Source organism: Pseudomonas sp. B21_DOA (genome assembly GCA_030544685.1).
GTDB classification, from domain to species: Bacteria; Pseudomonadota; Gammaproteobacteria; order Pseudomonadales; family Pseudomonadaceae; genus Aquipseudomonas; species Aquipseudomonas fluorescens_AO.
This window is the reverse complement of sequence record CP086683.1, coordinates 2,253,646-2,274,878: the sequence shown is the minus strand read 5'-3', so window position 1 is coordinate 2,274,878 and position 21,233 is coordinate 2,253,646. Positions and strand designations below refer to the sequence as shown.

The following is a 21,233-nucleotide window of genomic DNA, read 5'->3' as shown; positions in this document are numbered from 1 at the left end:
CTTGAATCAGGGGCTGATGACGCGGCCCTGGTGATCGACCAAGGGGCCGCTGAAATGCACGCCCGAGGCGTCAATACTCAGGCCGACGGCGCCCAGTTGCAGGGTGATCAACTGCGGAGTCATGGCCAGTCGCGCCGGGCCGATGCTGAACTGGAGCGACTCGCGAGAACCGTTGAACGCGGCCGGGCCGTTTTGCCAGTGCAAGGTGTGAGTGGCATCGTCGTAACCGCTTTCGCTGCCGTCGCCATGCACCCGACGGGTCAGCGTCGGTACGGTCGAGGCCGCTGGGAAACGGTCACTGTTCAAACCGAACAACGCCACGCTCTGCGCACCGCTTTCACCGCTGCCATAGTTGAACAGCAGGCACTGCTCGCCCACCGTCGGGATTCGCGATTCGCTTTGCGCACCGGCGCTGGGGTTGAAAAACTTGATCGCCGGCGTGAGCAATCCGCCATGGCTGACCTGGCAAGTGTTGCTAGCCGCATCGACCGATTGACAGATACCAATACGACAGAAACTCTCGGCACGGCGATGCAGGTCTTCGATTTCCGCTTCCATTTCCGCCAGACGCTCAATGATCGGGCCGAGCTGCATACGCAGTAATGCGTCGAACATCGGTCAACCCTCCAGCGCGGTGTATTGCTCGGGATCGTCGATATTGCTGACCTCCCAGGTGCGGGCAAATTTGGGCACGCCCAGCGGATCATCGAGCAGGGTCGGACCGAGGTAGAGGGTCTGCTCGAAGGTCAGGGTCCAGGCTTTGTATGGCTGATCGCCGCGAATGAGCAACGAGGGCAATCCATCGATATTCGTGGGCAGATCGCATTGATCGCCGGGCAATCCCCAGCGGTTGTCGGTGATCAGGTTTTTCAGCACAGCGATCAGGTCGCATGTCGTAAATGCGGTCGCAGAAAGCGCCGGCACGACTTGCAGTGACAACGTCATTACATGAGCGATACGCCCATCTGCGGCGCGCACGCCGGACGCGTTTCGGTCAAAGTCGATCAGTATCCAGGCCTGATCGCCCGCCGCAGTGAAGTCATCGGGACCGCCGACATTGAGGTTGAGACCGGCGGTGTTGCGCAGTGTCGTCGCGATGGCTGTAAACAGTTGCGACGGCTGCTGGATCGGTGTGGGCATACATGACCTCCTTTTCATTCGTCCACGCGCAGCCCTGCCGCCAACATGGCGGCACGGAAAATATTCAGGGTTAAGGCTGGTCGCGCGGCGGTACTTCGCAGACGCCGATGCGCTTGGCCGCCCAGCGTTCGTAAAGGCCGATGGCGACGTCGGCGCCGGCCATGGCGGTCAGGCAGCCAAACGCACCAGCGGCCCAGATCGACATGCCGGCGGCATACAGCAGCATGATCGCCGACACGCCGCAGATCATGCAGGCACCGGAGCGCAGGGCCAGCCGCCGTACCAGTGACCAGCCGCGGGCACCCTCCTTGTCGGCACGCCACATTTCGCCGGACACCCCGCCGACGACGGCGAGGAGGATGACCAGCCAGATCGGCATGTCCGCCAACGCTTGTTGCTCGTTTGTCATGTCACGCCTCCGTGGGCAGTGGGTGATAGATGGGAATTGAGTTCAAATAATGTCTCTTCAGGCAGGCATTCCAAAAGCCCGGCCTTGCGCCAGGCTTTTCAGCAATGCGGTCCCGCCGATCGATTACTCGAGTTGGAATCAGTAAGGTGCGACTGGCCACGCGATGTTCGCCGGATAACCAGACTGCTGATCGATTTCGCTGAGGGCGATGCAGTATTGCTTGTGGGCCAACAGCCGAGCCTGGTCGTCGCTGGTGGCGACGCCGACGTCGACTTTGAACTGCAGCGAGTTCATCAGTAACCAGTTGGCGGCCCCATTCAGCAATTGCCACTTCTGCTGTTCGGCTTCGTTTCGCAGCTCTTCTTCGGTCGGTGCAGAGAAGGTCCAGACCCCATTGAAGGTTGCGCTCCAACCCACCCGAATATCCGTACTGCCGGTTACATCAACCCAAACCGAGGTTGGCGAAGCGGGTGGTTCAAGAATCACTTCACTTTCTTTCAACTGGACAACTCGGTTGTATTCAACCAATGCATAAAGACTCATTGGGTCTTCCTCATTTACTCTTTGGCAGGAATATCGCCGTGCAACTGGCAGGTATTTAAAAGCCCGGCAACAAGGCCAGGCTTTAGTAATGCACTGCGCATTTCAATATTGCGGATGCGCCAAGCGTCGCTTATGGCACTTCAGGCCAAATGACGCCCAGTGGATAGCCCGGCTGTTTGTTGACTTGGCTCATCGCGATGAAGAACTGCTTGTAGGCCAGCAGTGCGGCCTCTTCAGCAGGTGTTGCCAGCCCCAGCTCGACTTTTTGCACCAGTGCCGACGATGCCAGGGTGAAGTTGACTTTGTCGAAACGAGTCATTCTTTCGTTACGCATTTGAATAGCCAACATGGACGGTTGCCCCCACATATCGCTATCAGTAAATGTCCAGACGCCGTCGGTGTTCACCGCGTTCCAGGAATAATCGATCTTGGGCAATGCGCTGACATCCACCCAGACTTGATCCGCCGGAAACTCATCGGTGATCGGGTTCGCGGTTTCAAAAATGTTGTCTACTTTGCCAGCGACAACACGTGCGTATTTCTTCATGCTCATCATCCTTATTGAGTGCCGGCATCCCGGCGTTTCAGTTTCTGCCCGGTAGGCATTCCAAAAAGCCCGGCGCTTGTACACCGGGCTTTTCAGTAATGCGCTCCTTCGCCTTCCTTCAATCCTGTGTTCGAGAAGGAAGCTGACTTTTCGGCGCTACTGGCGCGGTACGAGTCCATTCAGATTGTTTTTCCGACCGCGGTCCCTGCCCGCCGGATAACTGCTTCTGGTGCTTTACGCTGCACACCCGGGTCAGTTGCCAACCCTCTGAACCGTTGAGGCCGGTTCATCGCTGCCTGTTCTTGTGAAACTAAAGAGCTTGTCTTGCCAGCCGCTTTGTCGAGCGGCTTGGTGGCAAGAATATGCATGGATGCATATACAGTCAATGCGTAAATGCATTTATTTATGCATTAAATTTGCGCTTGCGCATGAAACCCAAGCGGGCCAAGGGGTGGGGAGATTTCTGCAGGCGAAAAAACCTGCCGAGGGGCAGGTTTCAGTTGGATGAACGAGAGTTAGCGGGCGTACATGCCCCACCAGAAGACGTGACCGAGGATGACGATCTGCTCTTCCTGGATTTCCTGGAAGCTGTAGTCCTCGTCCGGATGCTCGTCGCGATTGAAGCTGCGCAGACGGATGCCGGTGGGCAGGCGATAGAGTTGTTTAACGCGCAACTGGCCGTTGTGATTGATCGCATACAGGTCGCCATCGATGATGTCGCCGATACCGCACTTGCCGGCGTTGACGCCGACAGTCGCACCATCGCGCAGGACCGGTAACATGCTGTTGCCACGTACGGTCACACACTTGGCCTGGTCGAACTGCACGCCGTTGTGGCGCAGGCTGCGCTTGCCGAAGCGCAGGCTGGAGCGTTCGCTCTCTTCGATGACGAATCTTCCTGATCCAGCAGCCAATTCAACCTCACGTAGAAAGGGCACCGACACCTCGTCGTCATCGACGGGCGTGTCGTCGTCCCACAGGCTTATGTCCTTGAGTTCCGCATGCACGTCAGCGCGAGTGCCGCCGGTCCTTGGCGTGACATCCGCGCGCCCGCGCAACTGATCGGTGCTGACGTTGAAATACTCGGCGATCTTCGAGATATGTTTATCCGAAGGATCGACAATCTTCCCGCTGAGAATCCGCGAGAGCGTGGATTGAGGCACGCCGGTGCGACGGTGGAGCTCCGTGGGGAGATCCCGTGCTGGTCGAGCAGTGCTCTTAAGACGGACGAAACGTTGCGTTTTTGCATAACGCGCATAGTGCTTGAAGTTTTTCGCGAAGACAAATGCTGATTTGCATAAATCGTGCATGGATCAACTTTTCACTGCAAGTAAACGCTCTCCCGACCGCAGTGCCTGCGTCGGGCTGACTGCCCATGGTAACCTTGCGCCCATCGCGGAAAAGCCCGGCCACTGCCCGCGCTTTGCCCTACATCTTTTAACGAGTTGCCCGACAATCCGATGAATAAAGCCGTCTCCGACCTGTCCTCCCACACTCCGATGATGCAGCAATACTGGCGCCTGAAGAATCAGCACCCAGATCAGCTGATGTTCTATCGCATGGGCGATTTCTACGAAATCTTCTACGAAGATGCGAAGAAAGCCGCCAAGTTGCTAGACATCACCCTGACCGCGCGCGGGCAGTCGGCGGGTCAGGCGATTCCGATGTGTGGGATTCCTTACCATGCGGCGGAAGGTTACCTGGCGAAACTGGTCAAGCTCGGCGAGTCGGTGGTGATTTGCGAGCAGGTCGGCGACCCGGCCACCAGCAAAGGCCCGGTTGAACGCCAAGTGGTGCGGATCATCACGCCGGGGACGGTCAGCGATGAAGCGCTGCTCGATGAGCGTCGCGATAACCTTATTGCTGCAGTGCTGGGCGACGAGCGTCTTTTTGGTCTGGCGGTGCTGGACATCACCAGCGGCAACTTCACTGTGCTCGAAATCAAAGGCTGGGAAAACCTGCTGGCCGAGCTGGAGCGCGTGAATCCGGTTGAGCTACTGATCCCGGATGACTGGCCGAAAGACCTGCCGGCGGAAAAACGCCGTGGCGTGCGTCGTCGTGCGCCGTGGGACTTCGAGCGTGACTCTGCGTTGAAAAGTCTCTGCCAGCAGTTTTCCACCCAAGACCTGAAAGGCTTCGGCTGCGAAAACCTGACCCTGGCCATTGGCGCTGCCGGTTGCCTGTTGGCCTACGCCAAGGAAACCCAGCGCACCGCCCTGCCTCACTTGCGCAGCCTGCGTCACGAACGTCTCGATGACACCGTGGTGCTCGACGGCGCCAGCCGGCGCAATCTCGAGTTGGACACCAACCTGGCCGGTGGCCGCGACAACACCCTGCAATCGGTGGTCGATCGCTGCCAGACCGCCATGGGCAGCCGATTGCTGACTCGTTGGCTGAACCGGCCGCTGCGCGATCTCACCGTGCTGCTGGCCCGCCAGACCTCAATCCGTTGCCTGCTCGACGGTTATCGCTTCGAAAAGCTGCAACCGCAGCTCAAGGAAATCGGCGACATCGAACGGATCCTGGCGCGGATCGGTCTGCGCAATGCGCGACCGCGTGACCTTGCGCGTCTGCGTGACGCCCTCGGCGCGCTGCCAGAACTGCAAGTGGCGATGACCGATCTGGAAGCGCCGCACCTGCAGCATCTGGCGGCCACCACCAGCACCTACCCGGAACTGGCGGCGCTGCTGGCAAAAGCCATTATCGATAACCCGCCGGCGGTGATCCGTGACGGCGGCGTTTTGAAAACCGGTTACGACAGCGAACTCGACGAACTGCAATCACTGAGCGAAAACGCCGGCCAGTTCCTTATCGATCTCGAAGCCCGCGAAAAAGCACGTACCGGTCTGGCCAATCTGAAAGTCGGCTACAACCGCATCCATGGCTATTTCATCGAATTGCCGAGCAAGCAGGCTGAATCGGCGCCAGCGGACTACATCCGCCGGCAGACGCTGAAGGGCGCCGAGCGGTTTATCACGCCCGAGCTGAAAGAGTTCGAAGACAAAGCACTGTCGGCCAAGAGTCGCGCGCTGGCTCGGGAAAAGATGCTTTACGAAGCGCTGCTCGAAGACTTGATCAGCCAACTGCCACCGCTGCAGGACACTGCCAGCGCACTGGCCGAGCTGGACGTGCTGAGCAACCTTGCCGAGCGCGCGCTGAATCTTGACCTGAACTGCCCGCGTTTCGTCAGCGAGCCGTGCATGCGCATCACTCAGGGGCGTCACCCGGTGGTCGAGCAAGTGCTGACCACGCCGTTCGTGGCCAACGATCTGAGCCTGGATGACAACACGCGCATGCTGGTGATCACCGGGCCGAACATGGGCGGTAAATCCACTTACATGCGGCAAACCGCTTTGATCGTGCTGCTGGCGCATATCGGTAGTTTCGTGCCGGCCGCCAGTTGTGAGTTGTCGCTGGTCGACCGCATCTTCACCCGTATCGGTTCAAGCGATGATCTGGCCGGCGGTCGTTCGACCTTCATGGTCGAGATGAGCGAAACCGCCAATATCCTGCATAACGCTACCGAGCGCAGTCTGGTGCTGATGGACGAAGTCGGGCGCGGCACCAGCACCTTTGACGGTCTGTCGCTGGCGTGGGCGGCGGCCGAGCGCTTGGCTCACCTGCGCGCCTACACCTTGTTCGCCACGCACTATTTTGAACTGACCGTGCTGCCGGAAGCCGAACCTCTGGTAGCCAACGTGCACCTGAACGCTACCGAGCACAACGAACGCATCGTGTTTCTGCACCACGTTCTGCCTGGGCCGGCCAGCCAGAGCTACGGCCTGGCAGTGGCGCAACTGGCGGGTGTGCCGAGCGAAGTGATCCTGCGCGCGCGTGAGCATCTGAGTCGCCTGGAAGACACTGCCCTGCCCCACGAGGCGCCGAAACCGGCGGCCAAGGGCAAACCGTCGATACCGCAGCAAAGCGATATGTTCGCCTCGCTGCCGCATCCGGTACTCGACGAATTGGCGAAAGTGGATCTGGACGATATGACGCCACGCCGTGCGCTGGAAATGCTCTATGCACTGAAGAACCGGATATAAGCACTGAAGAAGCGGATATAACGCAAATCGCTTCAAGCTGTTAGAATCTCGCGCGGTTCGGGATGCTGCTGGCTCATAGCCTGGTCAGCAGGTATCGCTCCCGAACCTGGCGACCCCAACCGTGAAGGGGCAACGCTGCCGCCGCCTGAGGAGAAAATTAGAAATGACCTTCGTCGTCACCGACAACTGCATCAAGTGCAAGTACACCGACTGCGTAGAAGTCTGTCCGGTGGACTGCTTTTACGAAGGCCCGAACTTCCTGGTGATTCACCCGGACGAGTGCATCGATTGCGCGCTGTGTGAACCTGAATGCCCGGCTGTGGCGATCTTCTCGGAAGACGAGATCCCAAGCGGCATGGAAAACTTCATCGAGCTCAATGCCGAGCTGGCGGATATCTGGCCGAATATTACAGAGAAGAAAGATCCGTTGCCGGGCGCTGAAGAGTGGGATGGCAAGACCGGTAAAATTGCTGACCTCGAACGCTGATCTGCCTCGCGTCGACTAAAAAGGCCCCTTGCGGGCCTTTTTGCTTTGTGCAGGTTGTACTTTTCTGCAGGCGAAAAAAGGGGCGGTATGACCCGCCCACATTTTTCCCTATTCCCTGTATTCCTTTTCATCGTCCTGATGAATCGCCTCCTGCGATGTCCGTTCCCCTCTTCCGTGAAGGGCGTGTCTGTCCGTCGACACAGCCCTGATATTAGAGAGTTTCCGCAGCGGAGCAATCAGGCTCAGGTGCATGACTACGCTGACATAAAGACATAACAACTGAAAAATTTTCTGCAAAATCAGAAAGTTACCGTTTGGCAACGAGTGCAATCGCCTTCCTCCGAAGTGTAAAAATAGCGAACACTTACGACACAGTAAGCAAAGGCTTACAGCGCGAGACTACAAACTCAGAAAATGCTGACCGCTCGTCTGGCACCTCGCCTGCCAGCCCCGATGCACGAGACAGGCATAAACAAAAAGCCCCGACTGATCAAATCAGCCGGGGCTTTTTGCGGGCGGTCGATCAGGCGCTTACTGAAACAGCGACTCGCTCGACAGGCCATTCTTCTCCAGGATCTCGCGAAGGCGCTTTAGGCCCTCCACCTGGATCTGCCGTACCCGCTCGCGGGTCAGACCGATCTCCAGGCCTACGTCCTCAAGCGTGCTGCTTTCGTGGCCGCGCAGGCCAAAGCGGCGGATCACCACCTCGCGCTGCTTGTCGGTCAGTTCCGACAGCCATTGATCGATGCTCTGCGACAGGTCGTCATCCTGCAGCAGTTCGCACGGATCCGTTGGACGATCATCAGTGAGGGTGTCCAGCAGGGTTTTATCCGAATCCGGACCCAGCGAGACGTCGACCGAAGAAACCCGTTCGTTCAGGCCGAGCATGCGCTTGACCTCGCCCACCGGTTTTTCCAGCAGGTTGGCGATTTCTTCGGGTGAAGGTTCGTGATCGAGTTTTTGCGTCAGCTCGCGTGCGGCCCGCAGGTACACGTTGAGCTCCTTGACCACATGAATCGGCAGCCGGATGGTCCGGGTCTGATTCATGATCGCGCGTTCGATGGTCTGACGGATCCACCAGGTGGCGTAGGTTGAGAAGCGGAAGCCGCGCTCGGGATCGAACTTTTCCACCGCGCGGATCAGGCCGAGGTTGCCCTCTTCAATCAGATCCAGCAGCGACAGCCCCCGATTAACGTAACGCCGGGCGATCTTGACCACCAGCCGCAGGTTACTTTCGATCATGCGCTTGCGCCCGGCCGGATCGCCACTTTGCGACAAGCGCGCAAAATGAACTTCTTCTTCCGGGGACAGCAGAGGGAAAAGCCGATTTCGTTGAGATACAGCTGCGTGGCATCAAGTGCCCGAGTGTAGTCGATGTATTTATGTTGTTTGAGTGTGGCGGAGTGTCTGGATTTGGAACGAACGGAAGGTGGAGCAGCCCCTTCATCATTCAACATCGAGTCCGAATCGATGCCGGTCTCCATAAGGAGAACCTCATCGTCGATGTCAAACTCCGGCACTTCTTTACTGAGAGCCATTGTTATAGTCCTTTGGTGAGTTCGACCCCAAGCTCAAGCGACGCCTTTATCCTTGGCAACGCTGGAGCCTGTCCCCTCTACGCGACGGAACAGGCTGGCCTTCAAATCAACGTCTTGGCAGGAACTGCAGCGGATCCACAGGTTTACCTTGGCGGCGAATCTCAAAATGCAGTTTCACCCGGTCTGTACCCGTTGACCCCATTTCGGCAATTGTCTGTCCGACCTTGACCTGCTGCCCCTCCCGAACCAACAGCCTGCGGTTATGTCCGTAAGCACTGACGTAGGTTTCGCTGTGTTTGATGATGACCAATTCGCCGTAGCCCCTTAAGCCACTCCCGGCGTATACGACCGTCCCATCAGACGCAGCTAAAACAGGCTGTCCCAAATCTCCGGCGATATCAATTCCTTTATTCAAACTACCGTTTGAAGAGAATTTTCCAATCAGAACGCCATTAGATGGCCATCCCCAGCCGGTCGGGGCCGGGCCTGCCGGAGGCAGTGGCGCGGGCGCAGGTTTGCTCGCGACGGACGGTACAACCCCTTTGGAACCGGTGGTTGTAGTGGTTGTGGTGCCATTCGCCTGGCGCCGGATTACCGTGGTTTTACTCGACGAAGAAGGTGAAGAACTGGCGTTGCTCACCACCGCTGTCGGCGTTGAACCGCTGCGCCCGTCGAAGCGAATTGTCTGACCCGGATGGATCGTATACGGCGTAGGAATGTTGTTCCGCGCGGCGAGGGTTTTGTAGTCCCAGCCGTAACGAAAGGCGATCGAAAACAAGGTATCGCCAGGACGGACTACATACTGCCCGGTGGTTACGGTAGGACGTTGTGCCACCGCATTGTTGCGATCGACAACCCGCACGTTGCTCGATTTGGTGCTGGAGCAACCGACCAGCAAGGTGCTCAAGACAAGGCCAGTCACCAGGCGCTGAAAGCTCGTGTTACCCATACGCTGCGCAATGACTGTGAGACTCACCCGCCGCTCCCTTTTGTGGTGGCTGAAAATTCTGAATGCCGCACTGCGGCATGAGGTGTCGCAAGTATAACGGGCCGAACCGGCTTTACCTTTAATGAAGCGAAATCACCGGGCGCACACGTTTGCCAGTGGCAAATACGCTGCGTTTAAAACCTGGCTGCCGGTGTAAGACCGGCGCCGTTGAAAGGAATTCAGCGCCTGTTTACAAATGCTCAGGCCAGTGGCCCGTTGAGCAAAGGCACGAAACGTACAGCGCCCAAAACGTGTCGGGAAAAGCCATGTTCTTCGCGCACGATCAGCATCAGTTGCTGCACTTCACCGGAGCCGACTGGAATCACCATGCGTCCACCAGGAGCCAATTGATCAAGCAAGGCCTGTGGCACATCGGTCGCCACGGCGGTAACGATGATGCCGTTGTAGGGCGCCAGCGCCGGCCAGCCTTCCCAGCCATCGCCCCAGCGAAACACCACGTTACGCAGGTTCAACTCGACCAGACGCTCCTTGGCGCGATCCTGCAGCACCTTGATGCGCTCGACGGAAAACACCCGCTCAACCAATTGCGACAACACGGCCGTCTGGTAGCCGGAGCCCGTGCCGATCTCCAGCACTTTATCCAGCGGACCCGCTTCCAGCAGCAGCTCGCTCATGCGCGCAACCATGTAAGGCTGGGAAATGGTCTGGTTGTTGCCGATAGGCAGCGCGGTGTCTTCGTAAGCGCGGTGCGCCAGCGCCTCGTCGACAAACAGGTGACGCGGGGTGCGGCGGATCACTTCCAGCACTTTGGCGTTGGACACGCCTTCTTCATACAGACGCTGGATCAGTCGCTCACGGGTGCGTTGGGAGGTCATGCCAATGCCGCTGCGCAGGCGGTCGTCATGTTCACGCATCAGCTCAGCCCTCCCAGCCAGCCATCCAGGCTTCTGAAAGCTTCATTGAAGGTGCGGTCGAGCTGCAACGGCGTGATGGACACATAGCCCTGCATCACGGCATGAAAGTCGGTGCCCGGGCCGCCATCTTCAGCGTCGCCGGCAGCGGCAATCCAGTATCCGGCCTTGCCACGCGGATCGACCACTTTCATCGGGGCTGCCGCGCGAGCGCGGTGGCCGAGGCGGGTCAACTGAATGCCGCGAATGTGATCGATGGGCAAATTGGGGATGTTCACGTTGAGTACCGTGCGCGGTGGCAGATCGAGCCCGGCGTGGGCCTCGACCAGTTTGCGCGCAAAGTAGGCCGCAGTCGGCAGGTTATCCACCTGACGCGAGACCAGTGAGAAGGCAAACGATGGGCGCTGGAGAAATCGTCCTTCAAGGGCTGCCGCTACGGTCCCGGAATACAGCACGTCGTCACCAAGATTGGCGCCCAGATTAATGCCGGAAACCACCATGTCCGCTTCGCGTTCAAGCAAGCCGTTAAGGCCCAGGTGAATGCAATCGGTCGGCGTGCCGTTGAGGCTGATAAAGCCGTTGGCCAAGTATTGCGGGTGCAGCGGACGGTCGAGCGTCAGCGAACTGCTGGCGCCGCTTTTGTCCTGCTCCGGGGCGATAACCACGCATTCGGTGTAATCCGCCAGCGCAGCATAAAGCGCGGCGAGACCGGGCGCGGTGACCCCATCGTCGTTAGAAATCAGAATACGCATGGGCTGTCCGTCTGCCCCACCGGCACCAGATCAACGAGCTCGCGCACCAATACGGTGGCGAAGCATCCGGCCGGGAGGACGAATTCCAGTTGCAGAATGTCAGGTTGGGGATAATGCCACGTCAACCCGCCAATGGGCAGCCGCAGGATGCGACGTTCATGGCTCATGCCGGCGTGGATCAACCAGTCGCGCAGCTCCGCTTCGCGGGTGGCGATCGCCTGCTCCAGTTCATGGACAGCACCAGCAGCCGGCGAGTCACCTTCGCCCCACTGCGGACCGGTCGGGTGCAGGTCGAGAATCGCCAGACGCGGGTCGCTGCATTCGGTTTCACCGGCGGGGAAAAACTGCGGCTGTCGGTGAAGGCCAGCAGATCGCCAACCAGCGCGGTGTTCCAGGTGCCATCGGCGACGCGCGCCGCCAGCACCTGGTTGAACAGAAAGCTGCGCGCCGTCGACAGCAGGCGCGAGCGCACATTGCGCTGTTCCGGCAAAGCCTTGCGCGCCGCCCACGAACGCGCGTCGACAACGTTACCGCCGTCATGGCCGAAACGCTGGGCGCCGAAATAATTGGGAATGCCCTGCTTGGCGATCAGTTGCAGGCGTTGTTCAAGCGCGTCTTTGTCGCCATTGAATTGCGTCAGGCGCAGGGTGAAACCGTTGGCCGAATGCGCACCGCGTTGCAGCTTGCGCTTATGGCGCGTGGTCTTGAGGATCTTCAGCGTGTCGTTTTCCGCCGCCGTCAGATCCGGGTCGGCCTTGCCCGGCAGTTGCACGCTGAACCACTGTCGTGTCAGGGCCTGACGGTCTTTCAGGCCGGCATAGCTGACGGTGCGCAACGGCACACCCGCCGCCTTGGCGATTCGACGGGCCGCTTCTTCGGTATTCAGACCGCGTTTTTCGACCCAGATCCACAGGTGTTCGCCGTCACCGCTGAACGGGATATCCAGCACTTCATCGACCTGAAAGTCTTCGGCAATGGCTTTCAGTACTGCGGTACCAAGCGCTTCGCCATAGGCCCGCGGGCCGAGCAATTGCAGTTCATTCATGCGCGCAGCAACAAGGCAACGGAGTGCACGGCGATGCCTTCTTCGCGACCGACAAAGCCAAGCTTTTCGGTGGTGGTAGCTTTGACGTTCACTTGATCCAACTCAACTTGAAGATCCGCCGCGATCAGCGCGCGCATCGATTCGATATGCGGCGCCATTTTTGGCGCCTGGGCAACGATGGTGTTGTCGACGTTGCCGACTTTCCAGCCCTTGGCGTGGATCAGACTGACCACATGACGCAACAGCACACGGCTGTCGGCGCCCTTGAATTGCGGGTCGGTGTCCGGAAAGTGTTTGCCGATATCACCCAGCGCCGCCGCGCCGAGCAAGGCGTCGCTCAAGGCGTGCAGCAGGACGTCACCGTCGGAATGAGCGAGCAGCCCGAAGCCGTGTGCAATCTGCACGCCGCCCAGAGTAATGAAATCGCCTTCAGCGAAACGGTGCACATCGTAGCCGTGGCCAATACGCATAAAAAAACGCCCCGATTTTTGTCAGGGCGTGATTCTACCTGCATTAACCGCGCAGAGCGCGCGCGTGATGCTGCAAGTGGTCGTCAATGAAGCTTGAGATGAAGAAATAGCTGTGGTCGTAGCCCGGTTGCAGGCGCAGCTCCAGCGGATGCCCCGCTTGTTTTGCGGCGTGTTGCAAGGCTTCGGGTTTCAGTTGCGTGGCGAGGAAATCGTCACGATCACCTTGATCGACCAGCAACGGCAACTTCTCCGTCGCCTCCGCAATCAGCACACAGGCGTCCCACTCCTTCCACTTCGAACGGTCTTCGCCCAAATAGTTGGAAAAGGCCTTCTGGCCCCACGGGCAATCGATCGGATGGGTAATCGGCGAGAACGCCGACACTGATTGATAACGACCCGGATTGCGCAGCGCGCAGACCAACGCGCCGTGGCCGCCCATGGAGTGGCCGCTGATGCTGCGCTTGTCGGATGCGGGGAAATGCGCTTCGACCAGTGCAGGCAGTTCCTTCACGACATAGTCATGCATCTGATAGTGCCGCGCCCACGGTTCCTGGGTGGCGTTCAGATAAAACCCCGCACCGAGACCGAAGTCCCAGGCCTTGTCCGCATCGTCCGGAACATCCGGGCCACGCGGACTGGTATCCGGGGCGACGATAATCAGACCGAGCTCGGCAGCCATGCGCATCGCACCGGCCTTCTGCATGAAATTCTCATCGGTGCAGGTCAGCCCGGACAACCAGTACAACACCGGCAGCTTGCCGCCCTGCTCTGCTTGCGGCGGCAGGTACACGGCAAAGACCATGTCGCAATCAAGCACTTCGGAACGATGGCGATAGCGCTTGTGCCAGCCACCGAAACTCTTCTGACAGGAAATGTTTTCCAGATTCAAGGGATTCTCCCTAGCTGCAAGCCGCAAGCCGCAAGCTTCAAGAAAAAGCACGAACACCTTTACTTGCAGTTTGAAGCTTGCAGCTCGGGGCTGCTGTTAGAAATGTATGACTGTGCGGATGCTCTTGCCTTCGTGCATCAGGTCGAACGCCTTGTTGATATCTTCCAGGCCCATGGTGTGGGTGATGAAGGTATCCAGGGGATCTCGCCGCTCTGGGCCATGTCGACGTAGCTCGGCAATTCAGTACGGCCACGCACGCCGCCGAACGCCGAACCGCGCCAGACGCGACCGGTGACCAACTGGAACGGACGGGTAGCGATTTCCTGACCGGCACCGGCGACACCGATGATGACCGACTCGCCCCAGCCTTTGTGGCAGCACTCAAGCGCGGCGCGCATCAGTTGCACATTGCCGATGCACTCGAAGGAGAAGTCGACGCCGCCATCGGTCATGTCGACGATCACTTCCTGGATCGGACGATCAAAGTCTTTCGGGTTCACGCAATCGGTGGCACCGAGTTGTTTGGCGATCTCGAACTTGGCCGGATTGATGTCGATGGCGATGATGCGCGCAGCCTTGGCTTTCACCGCGCCGATCACGGCCGACAAGCCGATACCGCCGAGACCGAAGATGGCCACGGTGTCACCCGGTCTGACCTTGGCGGTGTTGAGCACGGCGCCGATACCGGTGGTCACGCCGCAACCGAGCAGGCAGACCTTTTCCAGCGGCGCGTCTTTGGAGATCTTCGCTACGGAAATTTCCGGCAGTACGGTGTACTCCGAAAACGTCGATGTGCCCATGTAGTGGAAAATCGTTTCGCCCTTGTAGGAAAAGCGCGAAGTGCCGTCCGGCATCAGGCCCTTGCCTTGAGTGGCACGAATGGCCTGGCAGAGGTTGGTCTTGCCCGACTTGCAGAATTTGCACTGGCCGCATTCCGGGGTGTAGAGCGGAATGACGTGATCGCCGACGGCAACCGAGGTCACGCCCTCGCCGATCGCTTCAACGATGGCGCCACCTTCGTGCCCGAGGATCGACGGGAAGATGCCTTCCGGGTCTGCGCCGGACAAGGTGTAGGCATCGGTGTGGCACACCCGGAAGCGACCACGCGCAGCAACACTTCACCAGCCTTCGGCATGGCGACATCGACTTCTACGATTTCCAGCGGCTTCTTGGCCTCGAAGGCAACGGCGGCGCGCGACTTGATCATGCTGACTCTCCAATGAATCCAATAAATAAAAAAGCAGACAGACAGTGTAGTTCAGCGCGCCCTGAGGAATAATCGGGACCAAAGCAAAACATTATTGCCATACGGGGATAATCCAAGTGTCGGAAAACCGCTGGGAAGGCATCGACGAGTTCGTTGCGGTCGCCGAATGCAACCAATTCACCGCCGCTGCCGAGCGTCTTGGGATCTCGTCCTCGCACATCAGTCGACAAATCGTACGACTCGAAGAGCGTTTGCAGACGCGCCTGCTCTACCGCAGCACCCGGCGAGTTACGTTGACCGAAGCCGGGCAGACTTTCCTGCAACATTGCCAGCGCCTGCAGGACGGTCGCGAAGAAGCCTTGCGCGCGGTAGGCGATCTGACCAGCGAACCGAAAGGCATGCTGCGCATGACCTGCGCGGTGGCCTATGGCGAACGCTTTATCGTGCCGCTGGTGACTCGCTTCATGGGGCTGTACCCGCAGCTGCGTATCGATATCGAGCTGAGCAATCGCCAGCTGGACCTGGTGCATGAAGGGCTGGATCTGGCGATCCGTCTGGGACGGTTACAGGATTCTCGCATGGTCGCGACACGCCTTGCGCCACGAAGAATGTACCTGTGCGCGTCGCCTTCCTACCTGGAACGGTACGGGCGCCCACACAGTCTGTCGGAACTGAGTCGGCACAATTGCCTGATCGGCAGTTCGGATATCTGGCAACTGGAACAGAACGGGCGGGAATTTTCCCAGCGAGTGCAAGGCAACTGGCGTTGCAACAGTGGGCAGGCGGTGCTGGATGCGGCGCTTCAGGGTGTCGGATTGTGTCAGTTGCCGGACTATTACGTGCTCGAGCACCTGCACAGCGGCGCGCTGATTTCCTTGCTCGAGGCGCATCAGCCGCCTAATACGGCGGTGTGGGCGCTGTATCCGCAGCAGCGGCATCTGTCGCCGAAAGTGCGCAAGTTGGTGGATTTTCTTAAAGAAGGGTTGGCTGAGCGGGCGGAGTATCGAAGCTGAGTGATGGGTTGTTAGTGCGGCCGCCTTCGCGAGCAAGCTCGCTCCCACAGTGGACGTGCAGTGACTGCAAATCTGGTGTCAGGCGCAAATCAAATGTGGGAGCGAGCTTGCTCGCGAAGGCGGCGCAATGGGCGCCACAGCAATCAGCGGCGGTTAGCCCATCGCTGGCGCAACCACTCCAGGTCTTCCGGCCGAGTCACCTTGAGATTATCCGCCCGCCCTTCGATCAGACGCGGTGCCAGACCGGCCCATTCCATCGCCGAAGCTTCATCGGTGATCACGGCATCCGCAACCAGGCTGTCGGCCAACGCCCGATGCAACGCACCGAGGCGGAACATCTGCGGTGTATACGCCTGCCAGATCACGCTGCGATCCACGGTTTCAACCACACGTCCGTTGTTATCAACGCGTTTGAGCGTGTCGCGAGCAGGAACCGCCAACAGACCGCCGACCGGGTCATCCGCGAGTTCGGCAAGCAACTTGTCGAGATCATCGCGACTCAGATTCGGCCGGGCCGCATCGTGCACCAGCACCCAATCCTCATCGTCGGCACCTTGCGCATGCAGGTGCAGCAAGGCATTGAGCACCGATGCGGAACGCTCCGCGCCGCCATCAACCCGCTGAATGCGCGGATCGTTGACGCATGCCAGATTCGGCCAATAGGGATCATCGACAGCAAGACTGACCACCAGGCCCTTGAGGCTCGGGTGATCAAGGAAACAGCCGAGGCTGTGTTCGAGAATTGTGCGCCCGCCCAGTTGCAGATATTGCTTGGGACGGTCCGCGGCCATTCGGGCACCGACGCCCGCGGCAGGAATCACGGCCCAGAAGGCCGGCAGGGAATCGATCATTGGGCCAACTGGTAAAGGGTTTCGCCGTCCTTGACCATGCCCAGTTCGTGACGAGCCCGCTCTTCGACGGTCTCCATGCCTTTCTTCAGCTCGCTGACTTCAGCGTCCATCACCCGGTTGCGCTCCAGCAGGCCTTCGTTTTCGGCATGTTGCTCGGCGATCTGCTGTTTCAGCTCGGCGACCTGCGCCAGACTGCCATTGCCCACCCACAGGCGGTACTGCAGACCGGCCAGCAGCAAGAGCAAAACAAGAAACAACCAGTAAGGACTGCGCATCGAATATCAGGTATCCAGTGAAAAAAGACAGCCACGCATCATGTTGCAGCATCTGATAGCACGAAGCCTGGAAAGATCCAGGCTTGTGCTTAAGGCATCAGATTAGTGGCAAATCCATCGCTGTCACGACTTTTCCGACACAATCCGGTGTCCTTTGATCAGGTTGCGCTTAACCGCGGAACTCGGCACGGCCGTTGTACTTGGCCTTGCCGTTCAACTGCTCTTCGATACGCAGCAGTTGGTTGTACTTGGAAACGCGGTCGGAGCGGCACAGCGAACCGGTTTTGATCTGGCCAGCCGAGGTGCCCACAGCCAGGTCGGCAATGGTCGAATCTTCGGTTTCGCCCGAACGGTGCGAGATCACCGCAGTGTAACCGGCAGCCTTGGCCATCTGGATGGCTTCCAGGGTTTCGGTCAGGGTGCCGATCTGGTTGAACTTGATCAGGATCGAGTTGGCGATCTTTTTATCGATGCCTTCTTTGAGGATCTTGGTATTGGTCACGAACAGGTCGTCGCCCACCAGTTGGGTCTTCTCACCGATCTTGTCGGTGAGGATTTTCCAGCCAGCCCAGTCGGACTCGTCCAGACCGTCTTCGATGGAGATGATCGGGTAACGCTCGGTCAGGCCTTTGAGGTAGTCGGCGAAACCTTCAGCAGTGAACACCTGGCCTTCACCGGACAGGTTGTACTTGCCGTCTTCGTAGAACTCGCTCGCGGCGCAGTCCAACGCCAGGGTCACGTCGGTGCCCAGCTTGTAACCGGCGTTGGCAACAGCCTCGGAGATCACTTTCAGCGCGTCTTCGTTGGACGCCAGGTTCGGTGCGAAACCGCCTTCGTCGCCAACGGCGGTGCTCAGGCCACGGGCCTTCAGCACGGCTTTCAGGTGATGGAAAATCTCGGTGCCCATGCGCAGACCTTCCGAGAAAGACTTGGCGCCAACTGGCTGGACCATAAATTCCTGGATGTCGACGTTGTTATCGGCGTGCTCGCCACCGTTGATGATGTTCATCATCGGTACCGGCATCGAGTACACGCCCGGGGTGCCGTTGAGGTTGGCGATGTGCGCGTACAGGGGCAGGTCCTGATCCTGTGCAGCCGCCTTGGCCGCAGCCAGGGACACCGCGAGGATGGCGTTGGCGCCCAGGGTCGCTTTGTTTTCGGTACCGTCGAGCTTGATCATCGCCTGATCCAGCGCTTTCTGGTCGCTCGGGTCGGTGCCCAGCAGCAGATCGCGGATCGGACCGTTGATGTTGGCTACCGCCTTGAGCACGCCCTTGCCCAGGTAACGGCTCTTGTCGCCATCACGCAGCTCGAGCGCTTCACGCGAGCCAGTGGATGCACCGGACGGCGCGCAGGCGCTGCCGATGATGCCGTTGTCGAGAAGCACGTCCGCTTCCACGGTGGGATTGCCACGGGAGTCGAGAACTTCACGACCTTTGATGTCGACGATTTTTGCCATTGTTGTAAACACTCCAAAGTTGACGAAAACGACGCAGCTAGAGGAAATCTTTATCGTCGGCAAGCGAAGTACAGCGGGCAGACTTGCAGACGACAACGCTCACGCCCGAGGGCATGAGCGACAAATCGTGCGGTACTTTACCGGAGAATCGAGCGTTACGCGGTTTCTACCGTCGGAAAACTCTTCACCAGTTCGTCCAGAGCTTTGAGCTGGGCCAGGAATGGCTCCAGTTTGTCCAGACGCAAGGCGCAAGGGCCGTCGCATTTGGCGTTGTCCGGATCCGGATGCGCTTCGAGGAACAGACCCGCCAGCGACTGGCTCATGCCCGCCTTGGCCAGATCGGTGACCTGCGCGCGGCGACCGCCAGCGGAGTCGGAACGACCACCGGGCATTTGCAGCGAGTGGGTCACGTCGAAGAACACCGGGTATTCGAACTGCTTCATGATGCCGAAGCCGAGCATGTCGACCACGAGGTTGTTGTAGCCGAAGCTCGAACCGCGCTCGCAGAGGATCAGTTGATCGTTACCCGCTTCGACGCATTTGTTCAGGATGTGTTTCATTTCCTGAGGCGCGAGGAACTGGGCTTTCTTGATGTTGATCACGGCGTTGGTCTTGGCCATCGCCACGACCAGATCGGTCTGGCGCGACAGGAAGGCCGGCAACTGAATGATGTCGCAGACTTCAGCGACGACCGCAGCCTGGTCCGGCTCGTGGACGTCGGTGATGATCGGCACGCCAAAGGCTTGCTTGATGTCCTGGAAGATGCGCATGCCCTCTTCCAGGCCAGGGCCGCGATACGAGGTCACAGAAGACCGGTTGGCCTTGTCGAAGCTGGCCTTGAACACGTATGGGATACCGAGTTTTTCGGTGACCTTCACGTACTCTTCGCAAACCTGCATGGCCATGTCACGGCTTTCCAGCACGTTCATGCCGCCGAACAGCACCATGGGTTTGTCGTTGGCAATCTCGATGTCGCCGACGCGGATGATCTTCTGTGCCATCGGGTTAAGCCTTCTTTTGATGTTGAGCCAACGCGGCTTTGACGAAACCGCTGAACAGCGGATGACCGTCGCGCGGGGTCGAGGTGAACTCTGGGTGGAACTGGCAGGCGACGAACCATGGATGATCCGGCGCTTCAACCACTTCTACCAGCGCAGCATCGGCGGAACGACCGGAGATTTTCAGGCCGGCTTCGATGATCTGCGGCAGCAGGTTGTTGTTCACTTCGTAGCGGTGACGGTGACGCTCGACGATCACATCCTTGCCGTAGCAATCGTGCACTTTCGAGCCCGGCTCGAGCAGGCAATCCTGGGCGCCGAGGCGCATGGTGCCCCCAGATCGGACGCTTCGGTACGCACTTCAACGGCGCCGGTGGCGTCTTCCCACTCGGTGATCAGGCCGACAACCGGGTGGCCGCTGGCACGATCGAACTCGGTGGAGTTGGCGTCTTTCCAGCCCAGAACGTTACGGGCGAATTCGATGACTGCCACTTGCATGCCCAGGCAGATACCGAGGTACGGAACCTTGTTTTCGCGAGCGTACTGAACGGCAGTGATCTTGCCTTCCACGCCACGCAGACCGAAGCCGCCCGGTACGAGGATCGCGTCGACACCTTCGAGCAGCGCAGTGCCCTGATTCTCGATGTCTTCGGAATCGATGTAGCGCAGGTTGACCTTGGTGCGGTTGCTGATGCCGGCATGGCTCATCGCTTCGATCAGCGACTTGTAGGCGTCGAGCAGTTCCATGTACTTGCCGACCATGGCGATGGTCACTTCGTGTTCCGGGTTCAGCTTGGCGTCAACCACTGCGTCCCACTCGGACAGGTCGGCGCTGCCGCACTGCAGGCCGAAACGCTCGACGACGAAATCGTCCAGACCCTGCGAGTGAAGGATGCCCGGGATCTTGTAGATGGTATCGGCGTCTTCGAGGGCGATCACCGCACGCTCTTCAACGTTGGTGAATTGCGCGATCTTGCGACGCGAGGACACGTCGATCGGGTGATCGGAACGGCACACCAGCACGTCTGGCTGCAGGCCGATCGAACGCAGTTCCTTGACGGAGTGCTGGGTCGGTTTGGTCTTGGTTTCGCCAGCGGTGGCGATGTACGGGACCAGCGTCAGGTGCATCAGCATTGCGCGCTTGGCGCCGACTTCGAATCGCAGCTGACGGATGGCTTCGAGGAACGGTTGCGACTCGATGTCACCGACGGTGCCACCGATCTCGACCATCGCCACGTCAGCGTCACCAGCACCCTTGATGATGCGGCGCTTGATTTCGTCGGTGATGTGCGGGATGACCTGGATGGTTGCACCCAGATAGTCGCCACGGCGCTCTTTGCGCAGCACGTGCTCGTAGACACGGCCGGTGGTGAAGTTGTTGTTCTGGGTCATGGTCGTGCGGATGAACCGCTCGTAGTGCCCCAGATCCAGGTCGGTCTCGGCGCCGTCGTGGGTGACGAACACTTCACCGTGCTGGAACGGACTCATGGTGCCTGGATCGACGTTGATGTACGGATCCAGCTTCAGCATGGTGACCTTAAGCCCCCGCGCCTCCAGGATAGCCGCCAATGAAGCCGAGGCAATGCCTTTCCCCAATGAAGAAACAACACCGCCCGTGACGAATATGTAGCGCGTCATGAAAAACCCTAGAAGTCTGCGTTAAAGCGGAACGAGCCGCCGGGGAAAGCGAAGGAAGGCCGAAGCCCC

General features: G+C 59.1%; 17 protein-coding genes and 5 pseudogenes. 3 read left to right on the top strand and 19 right to left on the bottom strand.

Going from position 1 to position 21,233, the window contains the following annotated elements:
* Positions 1 to 6: 6 nt before the first annotated feature.
* The 6 genes and pseudogenes from LJU32_10310 to LJU32_10285 form a co-directional block, all read right to left on the bottom strand.
* On the bottom strand, positions 7 to 615 hold the full coding sequence (locus LJU32_10310; protein ID WKV90500.1) for a phage baseplate assembly protein V: 609 nt from the start codon (positions 613 to 615) through the stop codon (positions 7 to 9).
* A 3-nt stretch (positions 616 to 618) separates the two neighbouring features.
* A complete protein-coding gene (locus LJU32_10305) occupies positions 619 to 1,140 on the bottom strand; it encodes a hypothetical protein (protein ID WKV90499.1) in 522 nt (173 codons plus the stop codon).
* Positions 1,141 to 1,210: 70 nt separating this feature from the next.
* Entirely contained in the window at positions 1,211 to 1,549 is a 339-nt protein-coding gene (locus tag LJU32_10300; GenBank protein WKV90498.1) for a pyocin R2, holin, read from the bottom strand.
* A gap of 138 nt (positions 1,550 to 1,687) precedes the next feature.
* Entirely contained in the window at positions 1,688 to 2,092 is a 405-nt protein-coding gene (locus LJU32_10295; GenBank protein WKV90497.1) for a tail fiber assembly protein, read from the bottom strand.
* Positions 2,093 to 2,222: 130 nt separating this feature from the next.
* A complete protein-coding gene (locus LJU32_10290) occupies positions 2,223 to 2,639 on the bottom strand; it encodes a phage tail assembly chaperone (protein ID WKV90496.1) in 417 nt (138 codons plus the stop codon).
* 515 nt (positions 2,640 to 3,154) lie between these two features.
* A pseudogene (locus LJU32_10285) lies at positions 3,155 to 3,897 on the bottom strand (helix-turn-helix domain-containing protein).
* Positions 3,898 to 4,099: 202 nt separating this feature from the next.
* On the opposite strand from LJU32_10285, the gene mutS reads away from it, so the two are divergent.
* Together mutS and LJU32_10275 are read left to right on the top strand one after the other, a co-directional pair.
* Positions 4,100 to 6,682 (top strand): DNA mismatch repair protein MutS, encoded by a 2,583-nt coding sequence (gene mutS, locus LJU32_10280; protein ID WKV90495.1) that lies wholly within the window; start codon positions 4,100 to 4,102, stop codon positions 6,680 to 6,682.
* Between the two features lie 163 nt (positions 6,683 to 6,845).
* Positions 6,846 to 7,169: a ferredoxin family protein gene (locus LJU32_10275; GenBank protein WKV90494.1), complete on the top strand. Its 324-nt coding sequence runs from the start codon at positions 6,846 to 6,848 to the stop codon at positions 7,167 to 7,169.
* 531 nt (positions 7,170 to 7,700) lie between these two features.
* On the opposite strand, the pseudogene rpoS reads toward LJU32_10275, so the two are convergent.
* The 8 genes and pseudogenes from rpoS to LJU32_10235 all read right to left on the bottom strand — a co-directional run bounded on the left by rpoS (position 7,701) and on the right by LJU32_10235 (position 14,930).
* Positions 7,701 to 8,707: pseudogene (gene rpoS, locus LJU32_10270) on the bottom strand (RNA polymerase sigma factor RpoS).
* A gap of 106 nt (positions 8,708 to 8,813) precedes the next feature.
* Entirely contained in the window at positions 8,814 to 9,683 is an 870-nt protein-coding gene (locus LJU32_10265; protein WKV90493.1) for a peptidoglycan DD-metalloendopeptidase family protein, read from the bottom strand.
* A gap of 212 nt (positions 9,684 to 9,895) precedes the next feature.
* The gene (locus LJU32_10260; GenBank protein ID WKV91078.1) at positions 9,896 to 10,531 is read right to left on the bottom strand and encodes a protein-L-isoaspartate(D-aspartate) O-methyltransferase; all 636 of its coding nucleotides are present in this window, start codon (positions 10,529 to 10,531) and stop codon (positions 9,896 to 9,898) included.
* A gap of 38 nt (positions 10,532 to 10,569) precedes the next feature.
* On the bottom strand, positions 10,570 to 11,319 hold the full coding sequence (surE, locus tag LJU32_10255; protein ID WKV90492.1) for a 5'/3'-nucleotidase SurE: 750 nt from the start codon (positions 11,317 to 11,319) through the stop codon (positions 10,570 to 10,572).
* Positions 11,307 to 12,364, bottom strand: a pseudogene (gene truD, locus LJU32_10250) (tRNA pseudouridine(13) synthase TruD). Before truD ends, surE begins: the two are co-directional and overlap by 13 nt.
* Positions 12,361 to 12,834: a 2-C-methyl-D-erythritol 2,4-cyclodiphosphate synthase gene (gene ispF / locus LJU32_10245; GenBank protein WKV90491.1), complete on the bottom strand. Its 474-nt coding sequence runs from the start codon at positions 12,832 to 12,834 to the stop codon at positions 12,361 to 12,363. Before ispF ends, truD begins: the two are co-directional and overlap by 4 nt.
* Positions 12,835 to 12,877: 43 nt before the next feature.
* Positions 12,878 to 13,723 (bottom strand): S-formylglutathione hydrolase, encoded by an 846-nt coding sequence (gene fghA, locus LJU32_10240; GenBank protein ID WKV90490.1) that lies wholly within the window; start codon positions 13,721 to 13,723, stop codon positions 12,878 to 12,880.
* A gap of 96 nt (positions 13,724 to 13,819) precedes the next feature.
* A pseudogene (locus LJU32_10235) lies at positions 13,820 to 14,930 on the bottom strand (S-(hydroxymethyl)glutathione dehydrogenase/class III alcohol dehydrogenase).
* Between the two features lie 116 nt (positions 14,931 to 15,046).
* Between LJU32_10235 and LJU32_10230 the strand changes: the two are divergent.
* Complete coding sequence (locus LJU32_10230; GenBank protein ID WKV90489.1) at positions 15,047 to 15,943, top strand: LysR family transcriptional regulator; 897 nt, start codon at positions 15,047 to 15,049, stop codon at positions 15,941 to 15,943.
* 143 nt (positions 15,944 to 16,086) lie between these two features.
* On the opposite strand, the gene ispD is transcribed toward LJU32_10230, so the two are convergent.
* The 5 genes and pseudogenes from ispD to LJU32_10205 form a co-directional block, all read right to left on the bottom strand.
* Positions 16,087 to 16,794 (bottom strand): 2-C-methyl-D-erythritol 4-phosphate cytidylyltransferase, encoded by a 708-nt coding sequence (gene ispD, locus LJU32_10225; GenBank protein WKV90488.1) that lies wholly within the window; start codon positions 16,792 to 16,794, stop codon positions 16,087 to 16,089.
* Positions 16,791 to 17,069 (bottom strand): cell division protein FtsB, encoded by a 279-nt coding sequence (gene ftsB, locus LJU32_10220; protein ID WKV90487.1) that lies wholly within the window; start codon positions 17,067 to 17,069, stop codon positions 16,791 to 16,793. The genes ispD and ftsB overlap by 4 nt, the downstream gene beginning before the upstream one ends.
* 169 nt (positions 17,070 to 17,238) lie before the next feature.
* A complete protein-coding gene (eno, locus tag LJU32_10215; protein WKV90486.1) occupies positions 17,239 to 18,528 on the bottom strand; it encodes a phosphopyruvate hydratase in 1,290 nt (429 codons plus the stop codon).
* 155 nt (positions 18,529 to 18,683) lie between these two features.
* Positions 18,684 to 19,529, bottom strand: coding sequence for a 3-deoxy-8-phosphooctulonate synthase (kdsA, locus tag LJU32_10210; GenBank protein WKV90485.1), 846 nt, complete (start codon positions 19,527 to 19,529; stop codon positions 18,684 to 18,686).
* Positions 19,530 to 19,533: 4 nt separating this feature from the next.
* A pseudogene (locus LJU32_10205) lies at positions 19,534 to 21,164 on the bottom strand (CTP synthase).
* Positions 21,165 to 21,233 lie beyond the last annotated feature (69 nt).

Bases quoted from the DNA above. Each gene is read 5' to 3' on its own strand.
- LJU32_10260 (WKV91078.1), bottom strand. From the start codon at position 10,531: ATGACCTCCCAACGCACCCGTGAGCGACTGATCCAGCGTCTGTATGAA.
- mutS (WKV90495.1), top strand. From the start codon at position 4,100: ATGAATAAAGCCGTCTCCGACCTGTCCTCCCACACTCCGATGATGCAG.
- LJU32_10275 (WKV90494.1), top strand. From the start codon at position 6,846: ATGACCTTCGTCGTCACCGACAACTGCATCAAGTGCAAGTACACCGAC.
- LJU32_10310 (WKV90500.1), bottom strand. From the start codon at position 615: ATGTTCGACGCATTACTGCGTATGCAGCTCGGCCCGATCATTGAGCGT.
- LJU32_10295 (WKV90497.1), bottom strand. From the start codon at position 2,092: ATGAGTCTTTATGCATTGGTTGAATACAACCGAGTTGTCCAGTTGAAA.
- surE (WKV90492.1), bottom strand. From the start codon at position 11,319: ATGCGTATTCTGATTTCTAACGACGATGGGGTCACCGCGCCCGGTCTC.
- LJU32_10305 (WKV90499.1), bottom strand. From the start codon at position 1,140: ATGCCCACACCGATCCAGCAGCCGTCGCAACTGTTTACAGCCATCGCG.
- ftsB (WKV90487.1), bottom strand. From the start codon at position 17,069: ATGCGCAGTCCTTACTGGTTGTTTCTTGTTTTGCTCTTGCTGCTGGCC.
- LJU32_10290 (WKV90496.1), bottom strand. From the start codon at position 2,639: ATGAAGAAATACGCACGTGTTGTCGCTGGCAAAGTAGACAACATTTTT.
- kdsA (WKV90485.1), bottom strand. From the start codon at position 19,529: ATGGCACAGAAGATCATCCGCGTCGGCGACATCGAGATTGCCAACGAC.
- ispF (WKV90491.1), bottom strand. From the start codon at position 12,834: ATGCGTATTGGCCACGGCTACGATGTGCACCGTTTCGCTGAAGGCGAT.
- LJU32_10300 (WKV90498.1), bottom strand. From the start codon at position 1,549: ATGACAAACGAGCAACAAGCGTTGGCGGACATGCCGATCTGGCTGGTC.
- eno (WKV90486.1), bottom strand. From the start codon at position 18,528: ATGGCAAAAATCGTCGACATCAAAGGTCGTGAAGTTCTCGACTCCCGT.
- ispD (WKV90488.1), bottom strand. From the start codon at position 16,794: ATGATCGATTCCCTGCCGGCCTTCTGGGCCGTGATTCCTGCCGCGGGC.